Annotated in this window: 14 protein-coding genes; 12 read left to right on the top strand and 2 right to left on the bottom strand. The window is 65.2% G+C overall.

The window, feature by feature from the left end:
- Positions 1–68: 68 nt before the first annotated feature.
- On the bottom strand, positions 69–524 hold the full coding sequence (locus BMI90_RS09805) for a DUF4174 domain-containing protein (protein ID WP_078528856.1): 456 nt from the start codon (positions 522–524) through the stop codon (positions 69–71).
- Positions 525–700: 176 nt separating this feature from the next.
- On the opposite strand from BMI90_RS09805, the gene scpA reads away from it, so the two are divergent.
- From scpA to BMI90_RS09745, 12 genes are all read left to right on the top strand, one after another.
- Complete coding sequence (gene scpA, locus BMI90_RS09800; protein ID WP_078528854.1) at positions 701–2,830, top strand: methylmalonyl-CoA mutase; 2,130 nt, start codon at positions 701–703, stop codon at positions 2,828–2,830.
- 133 nt (positions 2,831–2,963) lie between these two features.
- A complete protein-coding gene (locus BMI90_RS09795) occupies positions 2,964–3,452 on the top strand; it encodes a GNAT family N-acetyltransferase (RefSeq protein WP_078528853.1) in 489 nt (162 codons plus the stop codon).
- Positions 3,453–3,469: 17 nt separating this feature from the next.
- The gene (locus tag BMI90_RS09790; protein ID WP_078528852.1) at positions 3,470–4,168 is read left to right on the top strand and encodes a molecular chaperone DjiA; all 699 of its coding nucleotides are present in this window, start codon (positions 3,470–3,472) and stop codon (positions 4,166–4,168) included.
- Positions 4,168–5,196 carry an endonuclease/exonuclease/phosphatase family protein gene (locus BMI90_RS09785; protein ID WP_078528851.1) on the top strand — a complete coding sequence of 343 codons (1,029 nt, stop codon included), beginning with the start codon at positions 4,168–4,170 and terminating at the stop codon, positions 5,194–5,196. The genes BMI90_RS09790 and BMI90_RS09785 overlap by 1 nt, the downstream gene beginning before the upstream one ends.
- 32 nt (positions 5,197–5,228) lie before the next feature.
- Positions 5,229–5,648: an AAA+ family ATPase gene (locus tag BMI90_RS09780; protein ID WP_245794942.1), complete on the top strand. Its 420-nt coding sequence runs from the start codon at positions 5,229–5,231 to the stop codon at positions 5,646–5,648.
- Between the two features lie 234 nt (positions 5,649–5,882).
- Positions 5,883–7,478 carry an ABC transporter substrate-binding protein gene (locus BMI90_RS09775; protein ID WP_078528850.1) on the top strand — a complete coding sequence of 532 codons (1,596 nt, stop codon included), beginning with the start codon at positions 5,883–5,885 and terminating at the stop codon, positions 7,476–7,478.
- A 1-nt stretch (position 7,479) separates the two neighbouring features.
- On the top strand, positions 7,480–8,532 hold the full coding sequence (locus BMI90_RS09770; RefSeq protein WP_078528849.1) for an ABC transporter permease: 1,053 nt from the start codon (positions 7,480–7,482) through the stop codon (positions 8,530–8,532).
- A 2-nt stretch (positions 8,533–8,534) separates the two neighbouring features.
- Complete coding sequence (nikC, locus tag BMI90_RS09765) at positions 8,535–9,434, top strand: nickel transporter permease (protein ID WP_078529028.1); 900 nt, start codon at positions 8,535–8,537, stop codon at positions 9,432–9,434.
- Positions 9,431–10,258: an ABC transporter ATP-binding protein gene (locus BMI90_RS09760; RefSeq protein WP_078528848.1), complete on the top strand. Its 828-nt coding sequence runs from the start codon at positions 9,431–9,433 to the stop codon at positions 10,256–10,258. Before nikC ends, BMI90_RS09760 begins: the two co-directional genes overlap by 4 nt.
- A 10-nt stretch (positions 10,259–10,268) precedes the next feature.
- Complete coding sequence (locus tag BMI90_RS09755) at positions 10,269–11,030, top strand: ABC transporter ATP-binding protein (RefSeq protein ID WP_078528847.1); 762 nt, start codon at positions 10,269–10,271, stop codon at positions 11,028–11,030.
- Positions 11,027–12,088 carry a dipeptidase gene (locus BMI90_RS09750; protein ID WP_078528846.1) on the top strand — a complete coding sequence of 354 codons (1,062 nt, stop codon included), beginning with the start codon at positions 11,027–11,029 and terminating at the stop codon, positions 12,086–12,088. Before BMI90_RS09755 ends, BMI90_RS09750 begins: the two co-directional genes overlap by 4 nt.
- A gap of 123 nt (positions 12,089–12,211) precedes the next feature.
- Positions 12,212–13,834, top strand: a complete 1,623-nt coding sequence (locus BMI90_RS09745) for an FAD-dependent oxidoreductase (protein WP_078528845.1) — start codon at positions 12,212–12,214, stop codon at positions 13,832–13,834.
- A gap of 9 nt (positions 13,835–13,843) precedes the next feature.
- Here the strand turns inward: BMI90_RS09745 and BMI90_RS09740 are convergent, their stop codons facing one another.
- The gene (locus tag BMI90_RS09740; RefSeq protein WP_078528844.1) at positions 13,844–14,605 is read right to left on the bottom strand and encodes an IclR family transcriptional regulator C-terminal domain-containing protein; all 762 of its coding nucleotides are present in this window, start codon (positions 14,603–14,605) and stop codon (positions 13,844–13,846) included.
- Between the last annotated feature and the right edge of the window lie 7 nt (positions 14,606–14,612).

The following is a 14,612-nucleotide window of genomic DNA, read 5'->3' as shown; positions in this document are numbered from 1 at the left end:
CCGTGGCATAGGGAGGTCGGGCAACCGGCCGATCCCGCCACGGCGGGGCGCGCCCCTATGGGGCGTGCTCAGAAGCCGCGCATCTCGCGCATCTCCTCGCGCCGGATCGGCATCTTGTCGATCGAGCGCAGGATCTCGCGCGCGTCCCAGGGGGCGGGTTTGCGCAGGTTCACCGTGCCGTCCTTGGCGATGATCACGAGCGAGAAGCCGCGCGGGCGCAGCTTGGTGCGGATGTCGCTGGCCGGATCGGGGCTGGTATCGGTGATGACGACCACGTCGCGTGCGGCCAGCTCGGGCCAGCTCGTCTCGAGATATCGCATCTGTTCCTTGAAGGCGGGATCGAGCGCGCTGTCGGCGAAGACGACGATGGGCCGGGCCTGCCATTTCAGCGCATCGAGATCTGCGTCGGCACCCGAGATGGGCGCGAAGGGGGCGGCCAGCGGGACGGGCGCGTCCTGCGCCATGGCGCCAAAGGGCAGCCATGCGAGAAACGCAGCGATTCCAAGGGTCAAACGTGGGGTCATCGGCTCCTCTTTGATCCTGAATATAGGCACGCCCGGGGCCTCGCACCATGCCGGGCGGCACGAATTATCGCGATTTTCCGCACCTTTCGGGCACGCGGAGCAAGTTGACTGAGACCAGATGACCGCAGATGCGGGGGCACACCCCGCCGCGGCGTGAGTGGAAGAAGGACAAGGCCATGACGGACAAGAAAGAGGAATGGCGTAACCTCGCCGAGAAGGAGCTGCGCGGCAAGCCGCTCGAGGATCTCAACTGGCAGACGCTGGAGGGGATCGAGGTCAAGCCGCTCTATACCGAAGAGGACACGGCCGGGCTCGATCATCTCGGCACGATGCCGGGGCTTGCGCCCTTCACCCGTGGTCCGCGCGCGACGATGTATGCTGGTCGCCCCTGGACGATCCGGCAATATGCGGGCTTTTCGACGGCCGAGGAGTCGAACGCCTTCTATCGCAAGGCGCTCGCTGCCGGTCAGCAGGGCGTGTCGGTGGCCTTCGACCTCGCGACGCACCGCGGCTACGATTCCGATCACCCGCGCGTGGTGGGCGATGTCGGCAAGGCCGGTGTGGCGATCGACAGCGTCGAGGACATGAAGATCCTGTTCGACGGCATTCCGCTCGACAAGGTGTCGGTCTCGATGACGATGAACGGCGCGGTGATCCCGGTTCTGGCGAATTTCATCGTCACCGGCGAAGAGCAGGGCCATGATCGCGCGGTGCTGTCGGGCACGATCCAGAACGACATCCTCAAGGAGTTCATGGTCCGCAACACCTATATCTATCCGCCCGAGCCCTCGATGCGGATCATCGCGGATATCATCGAATACACCTCGAACGAGATGCCGAAGTTCAACTCGATCTCGATCTCGGGCTACCACATGCAGGAAGCGGGCGCGAACCTCGTGCAGGAGCTCGCCTACACGCTGGCTGACGGGCGCGAATATGTGCGCACCGCGATCAAGGCGGGGATGGATGTCGACAAGTTCGCAGGCCGTCTGTCGTTCTTCTTCGCGATCGGGATGAACTTCTTCATGGAAGTCGCGAAGCTGCGCGCGGCGCGGATGCTGTGGCATCGCATCATGTCGGAATTCGAGCCGAAGAAACCCGGCTCGATGATGCTGCGCACGCACTGCCAGACCTCGGGCGTGAGCCTGCAGGAGCAGGACCCCTACAACAACGTCGTGCGCACCGCTTACGAGGCGATGGCGGCGGCGCTGGGGGGCACCCAGTCGCTGCACACCAACGCGCTCGACGAGGCGATTGCGCTGCCCACCGAATTTTCGGCCCGGATTGCGCGCAACACGCAGCTGATCCTGCAGGAAGAGACCGGCATCACCAATGTCGTCGATCCGCTCGCGGGCTCCTATTATGTCGAGACGCTGACCGCGAAGCTCGCCGAGGAGGCGTGGAAGCTGATCGAGGAGGTCGAGGAGATGGGCGGCATGACCAAGGCCGTGGCCTCGGGCATGCCGAAACTGCGTATCGAGGAATCGGCGGCGCGGCGTCAGGCGATGATCGACCGCGGCGAAGAGGTGATCGTGGGGGTGAACAAGTATCGCCTCGCGAAGGAAGACCCGATCGACATTCTCGATATCGACAACGTGAAGGTGCGCGAGGCCCAGATCGCGCGGCTCGAGAAGATGCGCGCGACCCGCGACGAGGCGGCCTGTCAGGCGGCGCTCGAAGAACTGACGCGGCGTGCGTCCGAGGGAGGCAACCTGCTCGAGGCGGCGGTGGAAGCTGCGCGCGCCCGGGCCTCTGTGGGAGAAATCTCGATGGCGATGGAAAAGGTGTTCGGCCGTCACCGGGCCGAGGTGAAGACGCTCGCCGGTGTCTATGGCGCGGCCTATGACGGCGATGAGGGCTTTGCGCAGATCCAGAAGGACGTGGAGACCTTCGCCGAGGAAGAAGGCCGCCGCCCGCGCATGCTTGTGGTGAAGATGGGGCAGGACGGGCACGATCGCGGCGCCAAGGTGATCGCGACCGCCTTTGCCGATATCGGGTTCGACGTCGATGTGGGCCCGCTCTTCCAGACGCCCGAGGAAGCCGCACAGGACGCGATCGACAACGATGTGCACGTGGTTGGCATTTCGTCGCAGGCCGCCGGTCACAAGACGCTGGCACCGAAGCTGATCGAGGCGCTCAAGGAGAAGGGCGCCGAGGATATCATCGTGATCTGCGGCGGCGTGATCCCGCAGCAGGATTACGATTTCCTCAAGAAAGCCGGGGTGAAAGCGATCTTCGGACCGGGGACCAATATCCCGCTCGCCGCACGCGAGATCCTCGATATCGTGCGTCAGGCGCGCAGCTGATGGCGCCGGGGGGCTGTCTGCCCCCCGGCCCCCCCGAGGATATTTTGTCCAATTCGAAGGGCAGGGGAGACCTTGCCCTTTTCGCGTTTCCGACGCAGCCTGCGCGGGTCTTTCCTCCCCGAGGCCAACTGCCATGATCCGTCCCGCCCGTCCCGCCGATCTGCCCGCTCTTCTCGCGATCTGGAACCCGATCATCCGTGACACAACGGTGACGTTCTCGAGCGAGGAGAAAACCCCCGAGAGCCTTGCGAAGATGATCGAAGCTCGGCGTGGCGCGGGGCGGGAGTTTTTCGTGGCCGAGACCGGTTCGGGCGCGGTTGCGGGATTTGCGAGCTACGACCAGTTCCGGGGCGGCAACGGTTACGTTCATGCGATGGAGCACACGGTCATCCTCGGGTCCGAGGCGCGCGGGCGGGGTTTGGGGCGCGCTCTGATGGAGGCGCTCGAGGCGCATGCGCGCGGCGCGGGGGCCCATATCATGATGGGGGGCGTGTCGGGCGAAAATGCCGCCGGGATCGCCTTTCACGCAGCGATTGGCTATGTCGAGGCGGGCCGGGTGCGCGAGGCCGGGCGCAAGTTCGACCGGTGGCTCGATCTTGTGTTGATGCAAAAGATCCTCTGAGGCGTTAAACTCACATTATGGACAAGCCGCTTTCCCTCTGGTCGCGCATTGCGCAGGCGCTCTCCGCCCTGGGGCGGGGCGAGGCGCTGTCGGACGTGTTCGATCATCTGCGCGCGCCGCCCGAACGCTCGGTCGCCTTCACCATCGCGGTCATCGCTTTGGGCGCGAAGATGGCGAAGGCCGACGGGCAGGTGACCCGCGACGAGGTGGCGGCCTTCCGGCGTATCTTCCAGATCCCGCCCGGCGAGGAGGCGAATGCCGCGCGCGTCTTCGACATGGCGCGCACCGATGTCGCGGGGTTCGACGCCTATGCCGCGAAGATCGCGCGGATGTTCGGCCCCGGGGCGCCGGTCCTGAAGGACGTGCTCGAGGGGCTGTTCTTCATCGCGCTGGCCGATGGCGAATATCACGAGGGCGAGGACGCTTTCCTGCATGAGGTCGCGCGGATCTTCGGGCTGGAGGAATGCTGTTTCCGGGCGATGCGTTCGGCCTTCGTGGCCGAGGCCGATCCCGACCCCTGGGCGGTTCTGGAACTGGAGCCCGGCACGCCTCTCGACGAGGTGCGCAAGGCCTGGCGGGCGAAAGTTCGCGAGGCCCATCCCGACCGCGCCATCGCGCGAGGCCTGCCGAAAGAAGCGGTGCAGCTTGCCGAGGCGCGGGTGATCGCGCTCAACAAGGCTTGGGAAGAAATCCGCGCCTCTCAAGCGGGTGCGTGATGCGCGTCGCGACCTGGAATGTCGAATGGTTCAACGCGCTTTTCGACAAGCGGGGGCGGATGCTCGAGGATGAGCAATGGTCGGCGCGCTACCAGATCACGCGGGGCGAGCAACTGGGCGCGATCGGCATCGTGATGAGCGCGCTCGAGGCCGATGTGCTGCTGGTGGTCGAGGCGCCCGACGACAACCACCGCCATCACACGGTGAGCATGCTCGAACATTTTGCCGAGAAATACGGGCTGCGCCAGCGCAAGGCGCTGATCGGGTTTCCCAACGAGACGCAGCAGGAAATCGCGCTGATGTATGACCCCGATGTGGTGAGCGCGCGCCACGAGCCGCGTTCGAGCGAGACCTGGCCGCGCTTTGACGGGGTGATGAAGATCGACCTCGATATCGATGCGCGGCTCGATACGGTGGAGTTCTCCAAGCCGCCTCTGGAGGTCGAACTTATCTCCAAGACAGGCAAGACGATCCGGTTGATCGGCGTGCATATCAAGTCGAAGGCGCCGCACGGGGCCACGAGCCATGAGGCCGCGATCCGCATCGGCATCGAGAACCGCCGCAAGCAGCTTGCGCAGGCGATCTGGTTGCGCGGGCGGATCGACGAGCATCTGGCCGCAGGCGAGAGCCTGATCGTGCTTGGGGATTTCAACGATGGCCCGGGGCTCGATGAATATGAAAAGCTCTTCGGGCGCTCGGCGGTGGAGATCGTCGCCGGAGAGGGCGGACCGGACGAGACGCGTCTGCACGACCCTCACGCCCACCTCAGCCACGTGCACAGGTCCTCTGCCGCGCCAAGCTCGGCGCGGTTCTATCATCCCGAACGGCAACAGTATTTCTCGGCGATGCTCGATTACGTGATGCTCTCGCCTGATCTAGTGTCGCTGGCCAGGCACTGGCGGATCTGGCACCCGTTCGACGATCCGCATATCTACCGTGTGCCGGAGCTGCGCGAGGCGCTGCTGCAAGCCTCGGATCATTTTCCGGTCACCGTCGATCTCGATCTGCCGGTCGCGCAAGGGGCGTGATTTTCTCAGCACGAGCGCGTAGGATTGCCGCCATGACACGTTTGCTTGTTTCGGTTCTCGCCCTCGGGCTGATCGTCTCTCCCGCTGCCGCGCAGGAGGAGGGGGGCGATGTCGATCGCGGGTTCTCGCTGCTCGAAGAGGGCGCGCAGCTGCTGTTTCGCGGGCTGATCGATGATATGAAGCCCGAGCTCGAAGAGATGCAGAAAGGGCTGGGCGAGGCGGCGTCTCAACTCGGCCCGAAGCTGCGCCAGTTCCTCGCGCTGATCGATGACGTGAAGAATTACGAGGCGCCCGAGCGTCTCTCGAATGGCGATATCATCTTGCGGCGCAAGACGGACGCGCCGCCGCCCCCGCCGCTCCTGACGGAGCCGCCCGAGGAAGATGCGCCGCGCAAGAGCCTCCCGCCGGACAATCTGCCTGAGCCGGATTCGGATGGGGCGATCGACCTGTGAGCGCACTCTTTTCGTGGGGATGTCGCTTTTCGTCGATCAAAAATGGCTGAAAAATCCAGCATTTGGCTGCGAGATGCGCATTTCGCGACAGCGTCCGCAGGGCCGCGCGCGGGGGCGGGGACGCTTCCGGCTTGACAGGAATTTTTACCGGACGGTTAATCGGGGTATCGAATCCGGATCCACCGGATCAGGCGCGCTCACAAGACGCGCCAAACCAACAGAGAGGGTACCCCAATGCTTCACAGCCGTATTCTGGCCAGCGTCGCGCTGAGCGCGCTGATGCTGGGCGCGACGCCCGCCGTCACCTTTGCCGAGACCCCGCCCGACACGCTGATCCAGGCCTGGTCGATCGACGACATCATCTCGCTCGATCCCGCCGAGATCTTCGAATTCACCGCCTCCGAGATCGCGGGCAACACCTATGAGACGCTGATCGGATATGATCCCAAGAACGTCGCCGATATCTTCGGCAAGGCGGCCGAAAGCTGGACCGTCTCGGAGGATGGCAAGACGATCTCCTTCAAGATGAAGGAAGGCCGGACCTTCGCCTCGGGCAACCCGATCACCGCCGAGGATGCGGTCTTCTCGCTGGTGCGCGCGGTCAAGCTCAACAAATCGCCCGCCTTCATCATCGGTCAGCTCGGGATGACGCCCGAGAATGTCGAGGCAAACATCGTCCAGACCGGCCCGATGACCTTCGATTTCAAGATGGACAAGGCCTATGCGCCGACGCTGGTGCTCTACTGCCTGACCGCGACCGTGGCCTCGGTCGTCGACAAGAAACTGGCGATGGAGCATGAGGCCGATGGCGATTTCGGCTATGGCTGGCTGAAGACCAACTATGCGGGCTCGGGCCCGTTCACGATCAAGGACTGGCGCCCGAACGAGGCGGTGATCCTCGAGCGCAACGCGAATTATTCGGGCGATGCCCCGGCGATGGCGCGGGTGATCTATCGCCACATCCCCGAGACCTCGACCCAGCGCCTGCTGCTTGAGAAGGGCGATATCGACATCGCACGCAACCTGACCGCCGAGGACATCGCGGCGCTCAAGGACGACCCGAACGTCAAGATCGAGAGCGGCGCGAAAGGCTCGCTCTACTATCTCGGGATGAACCAGAAGAACGAATACCTGTCCAAGCCGCAGGTCCGTCAGGCGATGAAATATCTCGTCGATTACGACACGATCGCCAACACGATCATGGCCGGCAAGGTGAAGGTGCATCAGGGTTTCCTGCCCGAGGGCTTCCTTGGCGCCTATAACGAGAACCCGTTCTCGCTCAATATCGAGAAGGCCAAGGAGCTGCTGGCCGAAGCCGGGGTTCCCGACGGGTTCAAGGTGACGATGGACACCCGCAACACGCCCGAAATCACCGCGATGGCGCAGGCGATGCAGCAGACGATGGCGCAGGCAGGCGTGGAACTGGAACTGATCCCGGGCGATGGCAAGCAGACGCTGACCAAGTATCGCGCGCGCAACCACGACATCTATATCGGCCGCTGGGGGCCGGACTTCCAGGATCCCCACACCAACGCCTCGACCTTCGCCTACAACCCCGACAATTCGGATGACGCGACCTCGAAGCCGCTGGCCTGGCGCAACGCCTGGGATATTCCCGAGCTGACCGCCGAGACCGATGCGGCCATGCTCGAACCCGATGCGGACAAGCGCGCGGCGATGTATGTCGACGAGCAGAAGAAGGTCATGGAGGCCGGTCCCTTCGTGATCTACGCGCAGGAGATCGAGGTCATGGGCGAGCGCAAGAATGTCGAGGGCGTGATCGTCGGGCCGTCCTTCAACGACAACAACTTCGCGCATGTGACCAAGTAACATGACGACACGGACTATCAGGGGGCGCCGCGGCGCCCTCTGGCTTCGCAAGCTCGTCTCGACGCTGGGCACGGTGGCGGTGACATTCCTCGGCCTGCTCGTCGTGACCTTCCTGATCGGACGCGTCGTGCCGGTGGACCCGGTGCTCTCGGTCGTGGGCGATCGCGCGACACAGGCGCAATATGACGCCGCCTATCACGCGCTCGGCCTGGACAAGCCGCTGATCGAGCAGTTCTGGATCTGGCTTCAGAAGGTTTTCCAGGGCGATTTCGGCACCTCGAACCTGACCACGCGTCCGATCTCTCAGGATATCGCGCGGGTCTTCCCGGCCACGCTGGAGCTGGCCACGGTCTCGATCGTGATCGGTACCGCCTTCGGCATTCCGATGGGGGTCTGGGCGGCGGTGCGTCAGGGCAAGCTGATCGACCAGATCGTGCGCGTCGTGGGGCTGGTTGGCTATTCGGCCCCGGTCTTCTGGCTCGGGTTGATGGGGCTGTTGCTGTTCTACTTCAAGCTCGACCTGATCTCCGGCCCCGGGCGGGTCGATATCTCCTATGAATACGATTTCACGCCGAAGACGGGGCTGTTTCTGCTCGATACGGCGATGCAGGGCGCATGGCCCGCCTTCCGCAACGTGTTCTCGCATATCATCCTGCCCGCCTCGCTGCTGGGCTACCTGTCGCTGGCCTATATCAGCCGGATGACGCGGAGCTTCATGCTCAACGAGCTGGCGCAGGAATATATCACCACCGCGCGGGTGAAGGGCGTGCCGGAATGGCGCATCATCTGGGTGCAGGCGCTGCGCAATGCCGCCGTGCCGCTGGTGACGGTGGTGGCGCTGAGTTACGCCAACCTGCTCGAGGGTTCGGTGCTGACCGAGACGGTTTTCGCCTGGCCCGGTCTCGGGCAATACCTGACCAACTCGCTGCAGAACGCCGATATGAACGCGGTGCTGGGCGGCACGCTGGTGATCGGCGCGATCTTCGTCGGGCTGAACATGTTTTCCGATCTTCTCTACACGCTGCTTGACGCCCGCACGAGGAACCAGAAATGAGCATGACCCGCGAGTGGCTCCTCAGCGACCAACCCGTATCGCGCCGGCAGGCACGGCTGGGGCAGGCCTATCGGACTTGGCTCGATTTCCGCACCAACGGGCTGGCGATGTTCGGCTTTCTCATCGTTCTGGTGCTGGTTCTGCTGGCGGTCTTCGCGCCCTGGCTGGCGCCGCATGATCCGCTGGTGGGCGATCTCAACACCACCCGTCTGCTGCCGCCGCTGACGGAGGGCTATTGGCTCGGCACGGATGATCAGGGGCGCGACATCCTCTCGCGGCTGATCTACGGTTCACGGATCACGCTGGCGGTGGTGGCGCTGGTCGCGGTGATCGCGACGCCGGTGGGGCTGCTGGTGGGCACCACGGCGGGCTATTTCGGCGGCTGGGTCGACACGGTGCTGATGCGTTTCACCGATATCGTGCTGGCCTTCCCGAAGCTGATCCTTGCGCTGGCTTTCGTCGCGGCGCTGGGTCCGGGCATCGAAAACGCGATCATCGCGATCTCGATCACCGCCTGGCCGCCCTATGCCCGCCTTGCCCGCGCCGAGACGCTGACGATCCGCAATTCGGATTTCATCGCCGCGACCAAGCTGCAGGGCGCGTCCTCGGCGCGCATCATCTGGAAACATATCGTGCCGCTGTGCATGTCCTCGGTGATCGTGCGGGTGACGCTCGACATGGCGGGGATCATCCTGACGGCGGCCGGTCTGGGTTTTCTGGGCCTCGGCGCGCAGCCGCCCCAGCCCGAATGGGGTGCGATGATCGCGGGCGGGCGCAATTTCCTCGTCGATTACTGGTGGGTCGCCACGATGCCGGGCCTCGCCATCTTCACTGTCTCGCTCGGCTTCAACCTGCTGGGTGACGGCCTGCGCGACGTTCTTGATCCGAAGAGGCAGAAATGAGCCTGCTCGAAGTCGAAAATCTCCGCGTCACCTTTCCGACCCGCAAGGGCCCGGCCGAGGTCGTGCGCGGCGTCAGTTTCACCTTGGGGCGCGAGCGTCTCGGGATCGTCGGCGAGAGCGGTTCGGGCAAGTCCCAGACCGGGCGGGCGATCCTCGGGCTGACCCCGCCGCCCGGCGCGGCAACGGCGGACCGGCTCAGCTTCGACGGGACGGACCTGCGCAGCCTCTCGGCCAAGCAATGGCGCGGCCTGCGCGGCAAGCGCATGTCGATGGTGATGCAGGACCCGAAATTCTCGCTCAACCCGGTGATGCCGGTGGGCAAACAGCTGATGGAGGTGCTGCGCACCCACGGGGCGGGGCGGGCGGCCGCGCGCGAGAAGGCGTTGCAGATGCTCGATGCGGTGCAGATCCGCGACCCCGAGCGGGTGTTCCGCGCCTATCCCCACGAGCTGTCGGGCGGCATGGGCCAGCGCGTGATGATCGCGATGATGCTGGTCTCCGAGCCCGATCTGCTGATCGCGGACGAGCCGACCTCGGCGCTTGACGTCACGATCCAGATCGAGGTGCTGCGCATCCTCGACAAGCTGGTGAGCGAACAGGGCATGGGGCTGATCTTCATCTCGCACGACCTGCGGCTGGTGAGTTCCTTCTGCGACCGGGTGCTGGTGATGTATGCGGGCCGCGTGGTTGAGGAGCTGAAAGCCTCCGAGCTGCACCAGGCGCAACATCCCTACACGCAGGGGCTTCTGAATTGCCTGCCGCAGATCGACGAGGACCGCTACCCGCTGCCCACGCTCGACCGCGATGCGGCATGGGCTGAGTGAGGGGGCGGTTATGCTGAGTGTCGACAATCTCGAAGTGACCTTCGCCTTTGGCACCGACGAGGTGCGCGCGGTGCGCGGGGTGAGTTTCAACGTCCAGCAGGGCGAAAGCTACGGCATCGTCGGGGAATCCGGCTCCGGCAAATCGACCGTGCTGCGCGCGATCTGCGGGCTCGCGCCGGTTTCGGGCGGCAGGGTGACGCTTGACGGGGTGGATATCCCCGCGCCGCGCACGCCCGACTTCTATCGCCGGGTGCAGATGGTGTTTCAGGACCCCTATGCCTCGCTCCATCCGCGTCACACGATCGACTCGGTGCTGTCCGAGCCGCTCGCGATCCAGGGTTTCGACCGGCGCGACGAGCGCATCGCGCAGGCGCTCGAGGATGTGGGGCTGGGGCAGGGGTTCCGCTTTCGCTACCCGCACCAGCTTTCGGGCGGCCAGCGCCAGCGGGTCGCGGTGGCGCGCGCGCTGATCCTCGAGCCACAGATCCTTCTGCTCGACGAGCCGACCTCGGCGCTCGACGCCTCGATCCAGGCGGAGGTGCTGAACCTGCTCGACCGGCTGCGCGCCGAGCGGGGGCTGACCTATGTCATGGTCTCCCATGACCTCGCCGTCATTTCGCATATGTGCGAGCGGCTCGTGGTGATGGAGCACGGGCTGGCGGTGGAGGAACTTACCCGCGCCGATCTGCGCAGCCACCGCGCCGAAACCGATTACACCCGCAAGCTCTTGAAAGCGTCGGCGGGCTACACGAGAGAGGATGAACCCGCATGAGCGCCCCGGTCCCGGTTTTCGACGGCCACAATGATTTTCTGCTGCGCCTGCTGCGCGATCCCGAGGCGCGCGAGACGACCTGGTTGAGCGACACCGGGCAGGGGCAGCTTGACCTGCCCCGGATGCGTGCGGGCGGTTTCGCGGGCGGGTTCTTCGCGGTCTATATCCCCTCTCCGGTCGCCCATGACGATCCCGATTTCGACGCAATCATGCGCAACCCGCCCTTTTCGCTGCCGCTACCCGAGGCGATCCCCTTCGAGGATGCGCTGCCGGTCGCGATGAAGATGGTCGGCCATCTGATGTGGATGGAGCGCGAGGGCAACCTGCAGATCTGCCGCTCGGTCGCCGAGATCCGCGCGGCGATGGCGGAAGGCAAGATCGCCGCGATCCTGCATTTCGAAGGGGCAGAGCCGATCGGGCCTGATCTCGATGCGCTGCATGTCTGGCACGCGATGGGGCTGCGCTCGCTCGGGCCGGTCTGGTCGCGCCCGACGGCATTCGGCCATGGCGTGCCCTTCGCTTATCCCTCCGCGCCCGATACCGGCGACGGGTTGACCGAGGCGGGCAAGCGGCTGGTCGCGGAATGCAACCGGCTGAAGATCATGATCGATCTGAGCCATCTCAACGAGAAGGGCTTCGACGATGTCGCGGCGCTCTCCGATGCACCGCTGGTCGCCACCCATTCCAACGTGCATGCGCTGTGCCCCTCGTCGCGCAACCTCACCGACCGGCAGCTTGCGATGATCCGCGAGAGCGATGGCATGGTCGGGCTGAACTATGCGCTCGGGTTCCTGCGCGAGGACGGCAAGACAGAGCCCTTCGAGGGGTTCGAGCCGATGCTGCGCCATCTCGATTACCTGATCGAGACGCTGGGCGAGGGCCGGGTCGGGCTCGGCTCGGATTTCGACGGGGCTCAGATCCCGCCCGATCTGGGCGATGCGGCGGGGCTGCCGCGCCTGATCGAGGCGATACGTGCGCATGGCTATGGCGAAGCGCTGATCGAGAAGCTCGCGCATGGCAACTGGCTCGCGGCTCTCGAACGGACCTGGGGCGGCTGAGACACCCCTTGCCCCCGTCGCAAGGCGGAGGCTGCGTCGAAAGCGCCCGACCGGCGATTTGCGGTAGCGGTCCGGCGCGCCTTGGATAAGCTGCGAGGCAGAAGCAGCGACGATGAGGGACAGATGCGGATCGTGGTTCTGGGCGGCGGGTTCGGCGGCATGTATACGGCGCGGGCGCTGCGACGCCGGCTCGGTCCGGAAGTCGAGGTCGAGCTGGTCAATGCCGAGAATTACTTCGTATTCCAGCCGCTCCTGCCCGAAGTCGGCGCGGGGTCGATCACGCCCGCCCATGCCGTCTCGCCGCTGCGCTTCATCCTCAAGGACGTCACCGTGCGCAAGGCGGTGGTCGACAGCGTCGATTTCGCCCGCAAGGCGGTGATCGTCTTTCAGGGCATCCAGCGCCGCCCGACCGAGGTGCCCTACGATCACCTGGTGATCGCGCTGGGGCAGGGCACGGATTTCTCGCGCATGCCGGGGCTCGAGGAACATGCGCTGAAGATGAAGACGCTCGAAGATGCGCGGCGGTTGCGCATCCATGTCATCGAGCAGCTCGAACATGCGCAGGTGACCAACCTGCCCGATACCAAGCGCGGCGCGCTGACCTTCACCGTGATCGGGGCGGGGTTCTCGGGGGTCGAGACCGTGGGCGAGATGAAGGAGCTGATCGACCGCTCGCTGCCCTTCTATCCCAAGATCTCCCCCGAGGAGGTGCGGGTGAAACTTGTCGAGTTCGCGCCGCGCATTCTTGGCGAGATGCCGCAGGAACTGGCCGATTACGCGGCTAAGCACCTGCAAAAGCACGGGATCGAGCTGATGCTCGAAACCGGGGTGAAAAGCTGCACGCATCGCCAGCTGGTGACCAACAAGGACGAGGTGATCGACACGCGCACCATCGTCGCGACCATCGGCAATGCGCCGTTGCCGGTCGTGCTGCGTATGGGGCTGCCGCTGCAACACGGGCGGCTCAAGGTCGAGCGCAACCTGCGTGTCGAGGGATGCGAGGATGTCTGGGCGTTGGGCGATTGCGCCTTGATCCCGATGAAGGAGGGCGCGAGCGAGCGTAATGATTTCGCCCCGCCGACCGCGCAATTCGCGGTGCGCGAGGCCGACCGCGTAGCGCGTAATATCGAGGCGGTTCTGGGCGGGCGCGCGCCCGAGCCCTTCGCCTATCGCTCGCGCGGGGCGCTGGCCTCGCTGGGCGCACGGCGCGGCGTGGCCGACCTGATGGGCTTCAAGCTCAAGGGCTTCCCGGCCTGGGTCGTCTGGCGCGCCTATTATCTCGCGTTGTTGCCGGGGCTGGGAACGAAGGTTCGGGTGATGCTGAACTGGACGCTCGACATGCTGGGTTCGCGCAGCCTCGTGCAGCTGCGCAGCTATCGCAAGCCGCCGATGCGTTACGTCTATTTCCGCGCGGGCGACCGGATCTACAACGAGGGCGACCGCTCGGACGGGTTCTACACGGTGATCTCGGGTGCGCTCGAGATGGACCGCACCGATCCCGCGACCGGCGAGACCGTGACCCGTCGGCTTGGCCCCGGCGATCACTTTGGCGAGCGTCTCATCCTTGGCGCGACCCGGCGGCGCACCACGGTGCGCGCGGTCGAGGACAGCAAGGTTCTGGTGATGAACCGGCAGGAATTCCTGATGCTGGCCGAGGGGTTCGAGGCCTTCCGCGACTATTTCCGCCCCTATATGGAAAAGCACGGGGTCGAACTGCCCGGCGCGGGCTCGGACAAGGAGGGCTGACGCGCCCCTCTAGCGCAGCACCCGGCGCAGCCCTGCTTGAACGCGGTGCAGTTCGGGCAGGTAGGTCTCGACCAGCGTCCCGGCAGGCTCGGCACTTGCCGCGAGGCCGGTATTGAGCGCGGCGATGATCCGGCCATGCGTGTCGTAAAGCGGCACGGCGAGCGAGCGCAGGCCGATCTCCACCTCCTGATCGATCACGGCGAAACCGTCCCGGCGGACCTGCGTGATCCGTGCCATGATCTCCTCGGGGTCGGTGAGGCTGAAGCTCGTGCGCGGCGTGAGGTCCGAGGCGGCGATACGGGCGCGGGCCTCATCTTCGGGGAGCGCGGCCAGCAGAACGCGCCCCATCGAGGTGCAATGCGCAGGCAGGCGCGATCCCGGCATCAGCCCGATCGACATTACCCGGCGTTGGGCCGCGCGGGCGAGATAGACGATCTCGGTCCCGTCGAGGATCGAGACAGAGCAGCTTTGCCCGATCCGGTCGGTCAGCTGATCGAGCCAGGGCTGCACCACCTGCGGCAGCGGCAGCGAGGCCAGCGCCCCCATGCCAAGCCGCAGGACCTTCGGCGTCAGTGTGAAGAACTTCCCATCGTAATCGGCATAGCCCTCGGCATGCAGCGTCAGCAGGCAGCGCCGCGCGGTGGCCCGGTCGAAGCCCGTGGCTTGCGCAACCTCGGCGATGGACAGCCGGGGTGTCTCTGCCCCGAAACATTCGATGACGCGCAGGCCCTTGGCGAAGGAAGCGATGAAATCGGTCGGTTTGTTCAACATGCGAACA

Source organism: Thioclava sp. L04-15 (genome assembly GCF_002020275.1).
GTDB lineage: Bacteria > Pseudomonadota > Alphaproteobacteria > Rhodobacterales > Rhodobacteraceae > Thioclava > Thioclava marina.
Note: the sequence above shows the minus strand (reverse complement) of the source record. Positions and strands in the feature narration are given on the sequence as shown.

Bases quoted from the DNA above. Each gene is read 5' to 3' on its own strand.
- BMI90_RS09775 (WP_078528850.1), top strand. From the start codon at position 5,883: ATGCTTCACAGCCGTATTCTGGCCAGCGTCGCGCTGAGCGCGCTGATG.
- BMI90_RS09790 (WP_078528852.1), top strand. From the start codon at position 3,470: ATGGACAAGCCGCTTTCCCTCTGGTCGCGCATTGCGCAGGCGCTCTCC.
- BMI90_RS09745 (WP_078528845.1), top strand. From the start codon at position 12,212: ATGCGGATCGTGGTTCTGGGCGGCGGGTTCGGCGGCATGTATACGGCG.
- BMI90_RS09795 (WP_078528853.1), top strand. From the start codon at position 2,964: ATGATCCGTCCCGCCCGTCCCGCCGATCTGCCCGCTCTTCTCGCGATC.
- scpA (WP_078528854.1), top strand. From the start codon at position 701: ATGACGGACAAGAAAGAGGAATGGCGTAACCTCGCCGAGAAGGAGCTG.
- BMI90_RS09760 (WP_078528848.1), top strand. From the start codon at position 9,431: ATGAGCCTGCTCGAAGTCGAAAATCTCCGCGTCACCTTTCCGACCCGC.
- BMI90_RS09805 (WP_078528856.1), bottom strand. From the start codon at position 524: ATGACCCCACGTTTGACCCTTGGAATCGCTGCGTTTCTCGCATGGCTG.
- BMI90_RS09750 (WP_078528846.1), top strand. From the start codon at position 11,027: ATGAGCGCCCCGGTCCCGGTTTTCGACGGCCACAATGATTTTCTGCTG.
- BMI90_RS09785 (WP_078528851.1), top strand. From the start codon at position 4,168: ATGCGCGTCGCGACCTGGAATGTCGAATGGTTCAACGCGCTTTTCGAC.
- nikC (WP_078529028.1), top strand. From the start codon at position 8,535: ATGACCCGCGAGTGGCTCCTCAGCGACCAACCCGTATCGCGCCGGCAG.
- BMI90_RS09755 (WP_078528847.1), top strand. From the start codon at position 10,269: ATGCTGAGTGTCGACAATCTCGAAGTGACCTTCGCCTTTGGCACCGAC.
- BMI90_RS09740 (WP_078528844.1), bottom strand. From the start codon at position 14,605: ATGTTGAACAAACCGACCGATTTCATCGCTTCCTTCGCCAAGGGCCTG.
- BMI90_RS09770 (WP_078528849.1), top strand. From the start codon at position 7,480: ATGACGACACGGACTATCAGGGGGCGCCGCGGCGCCCTCTGGCTTCGC.
- BMI90_RS09780 (WP_245794942.1), top strand. From the start codon at position 5,229: ATGACACGTTTGCTTGTTTCGGTTCTCGCCCTCGGGCTGATCGTCTCT.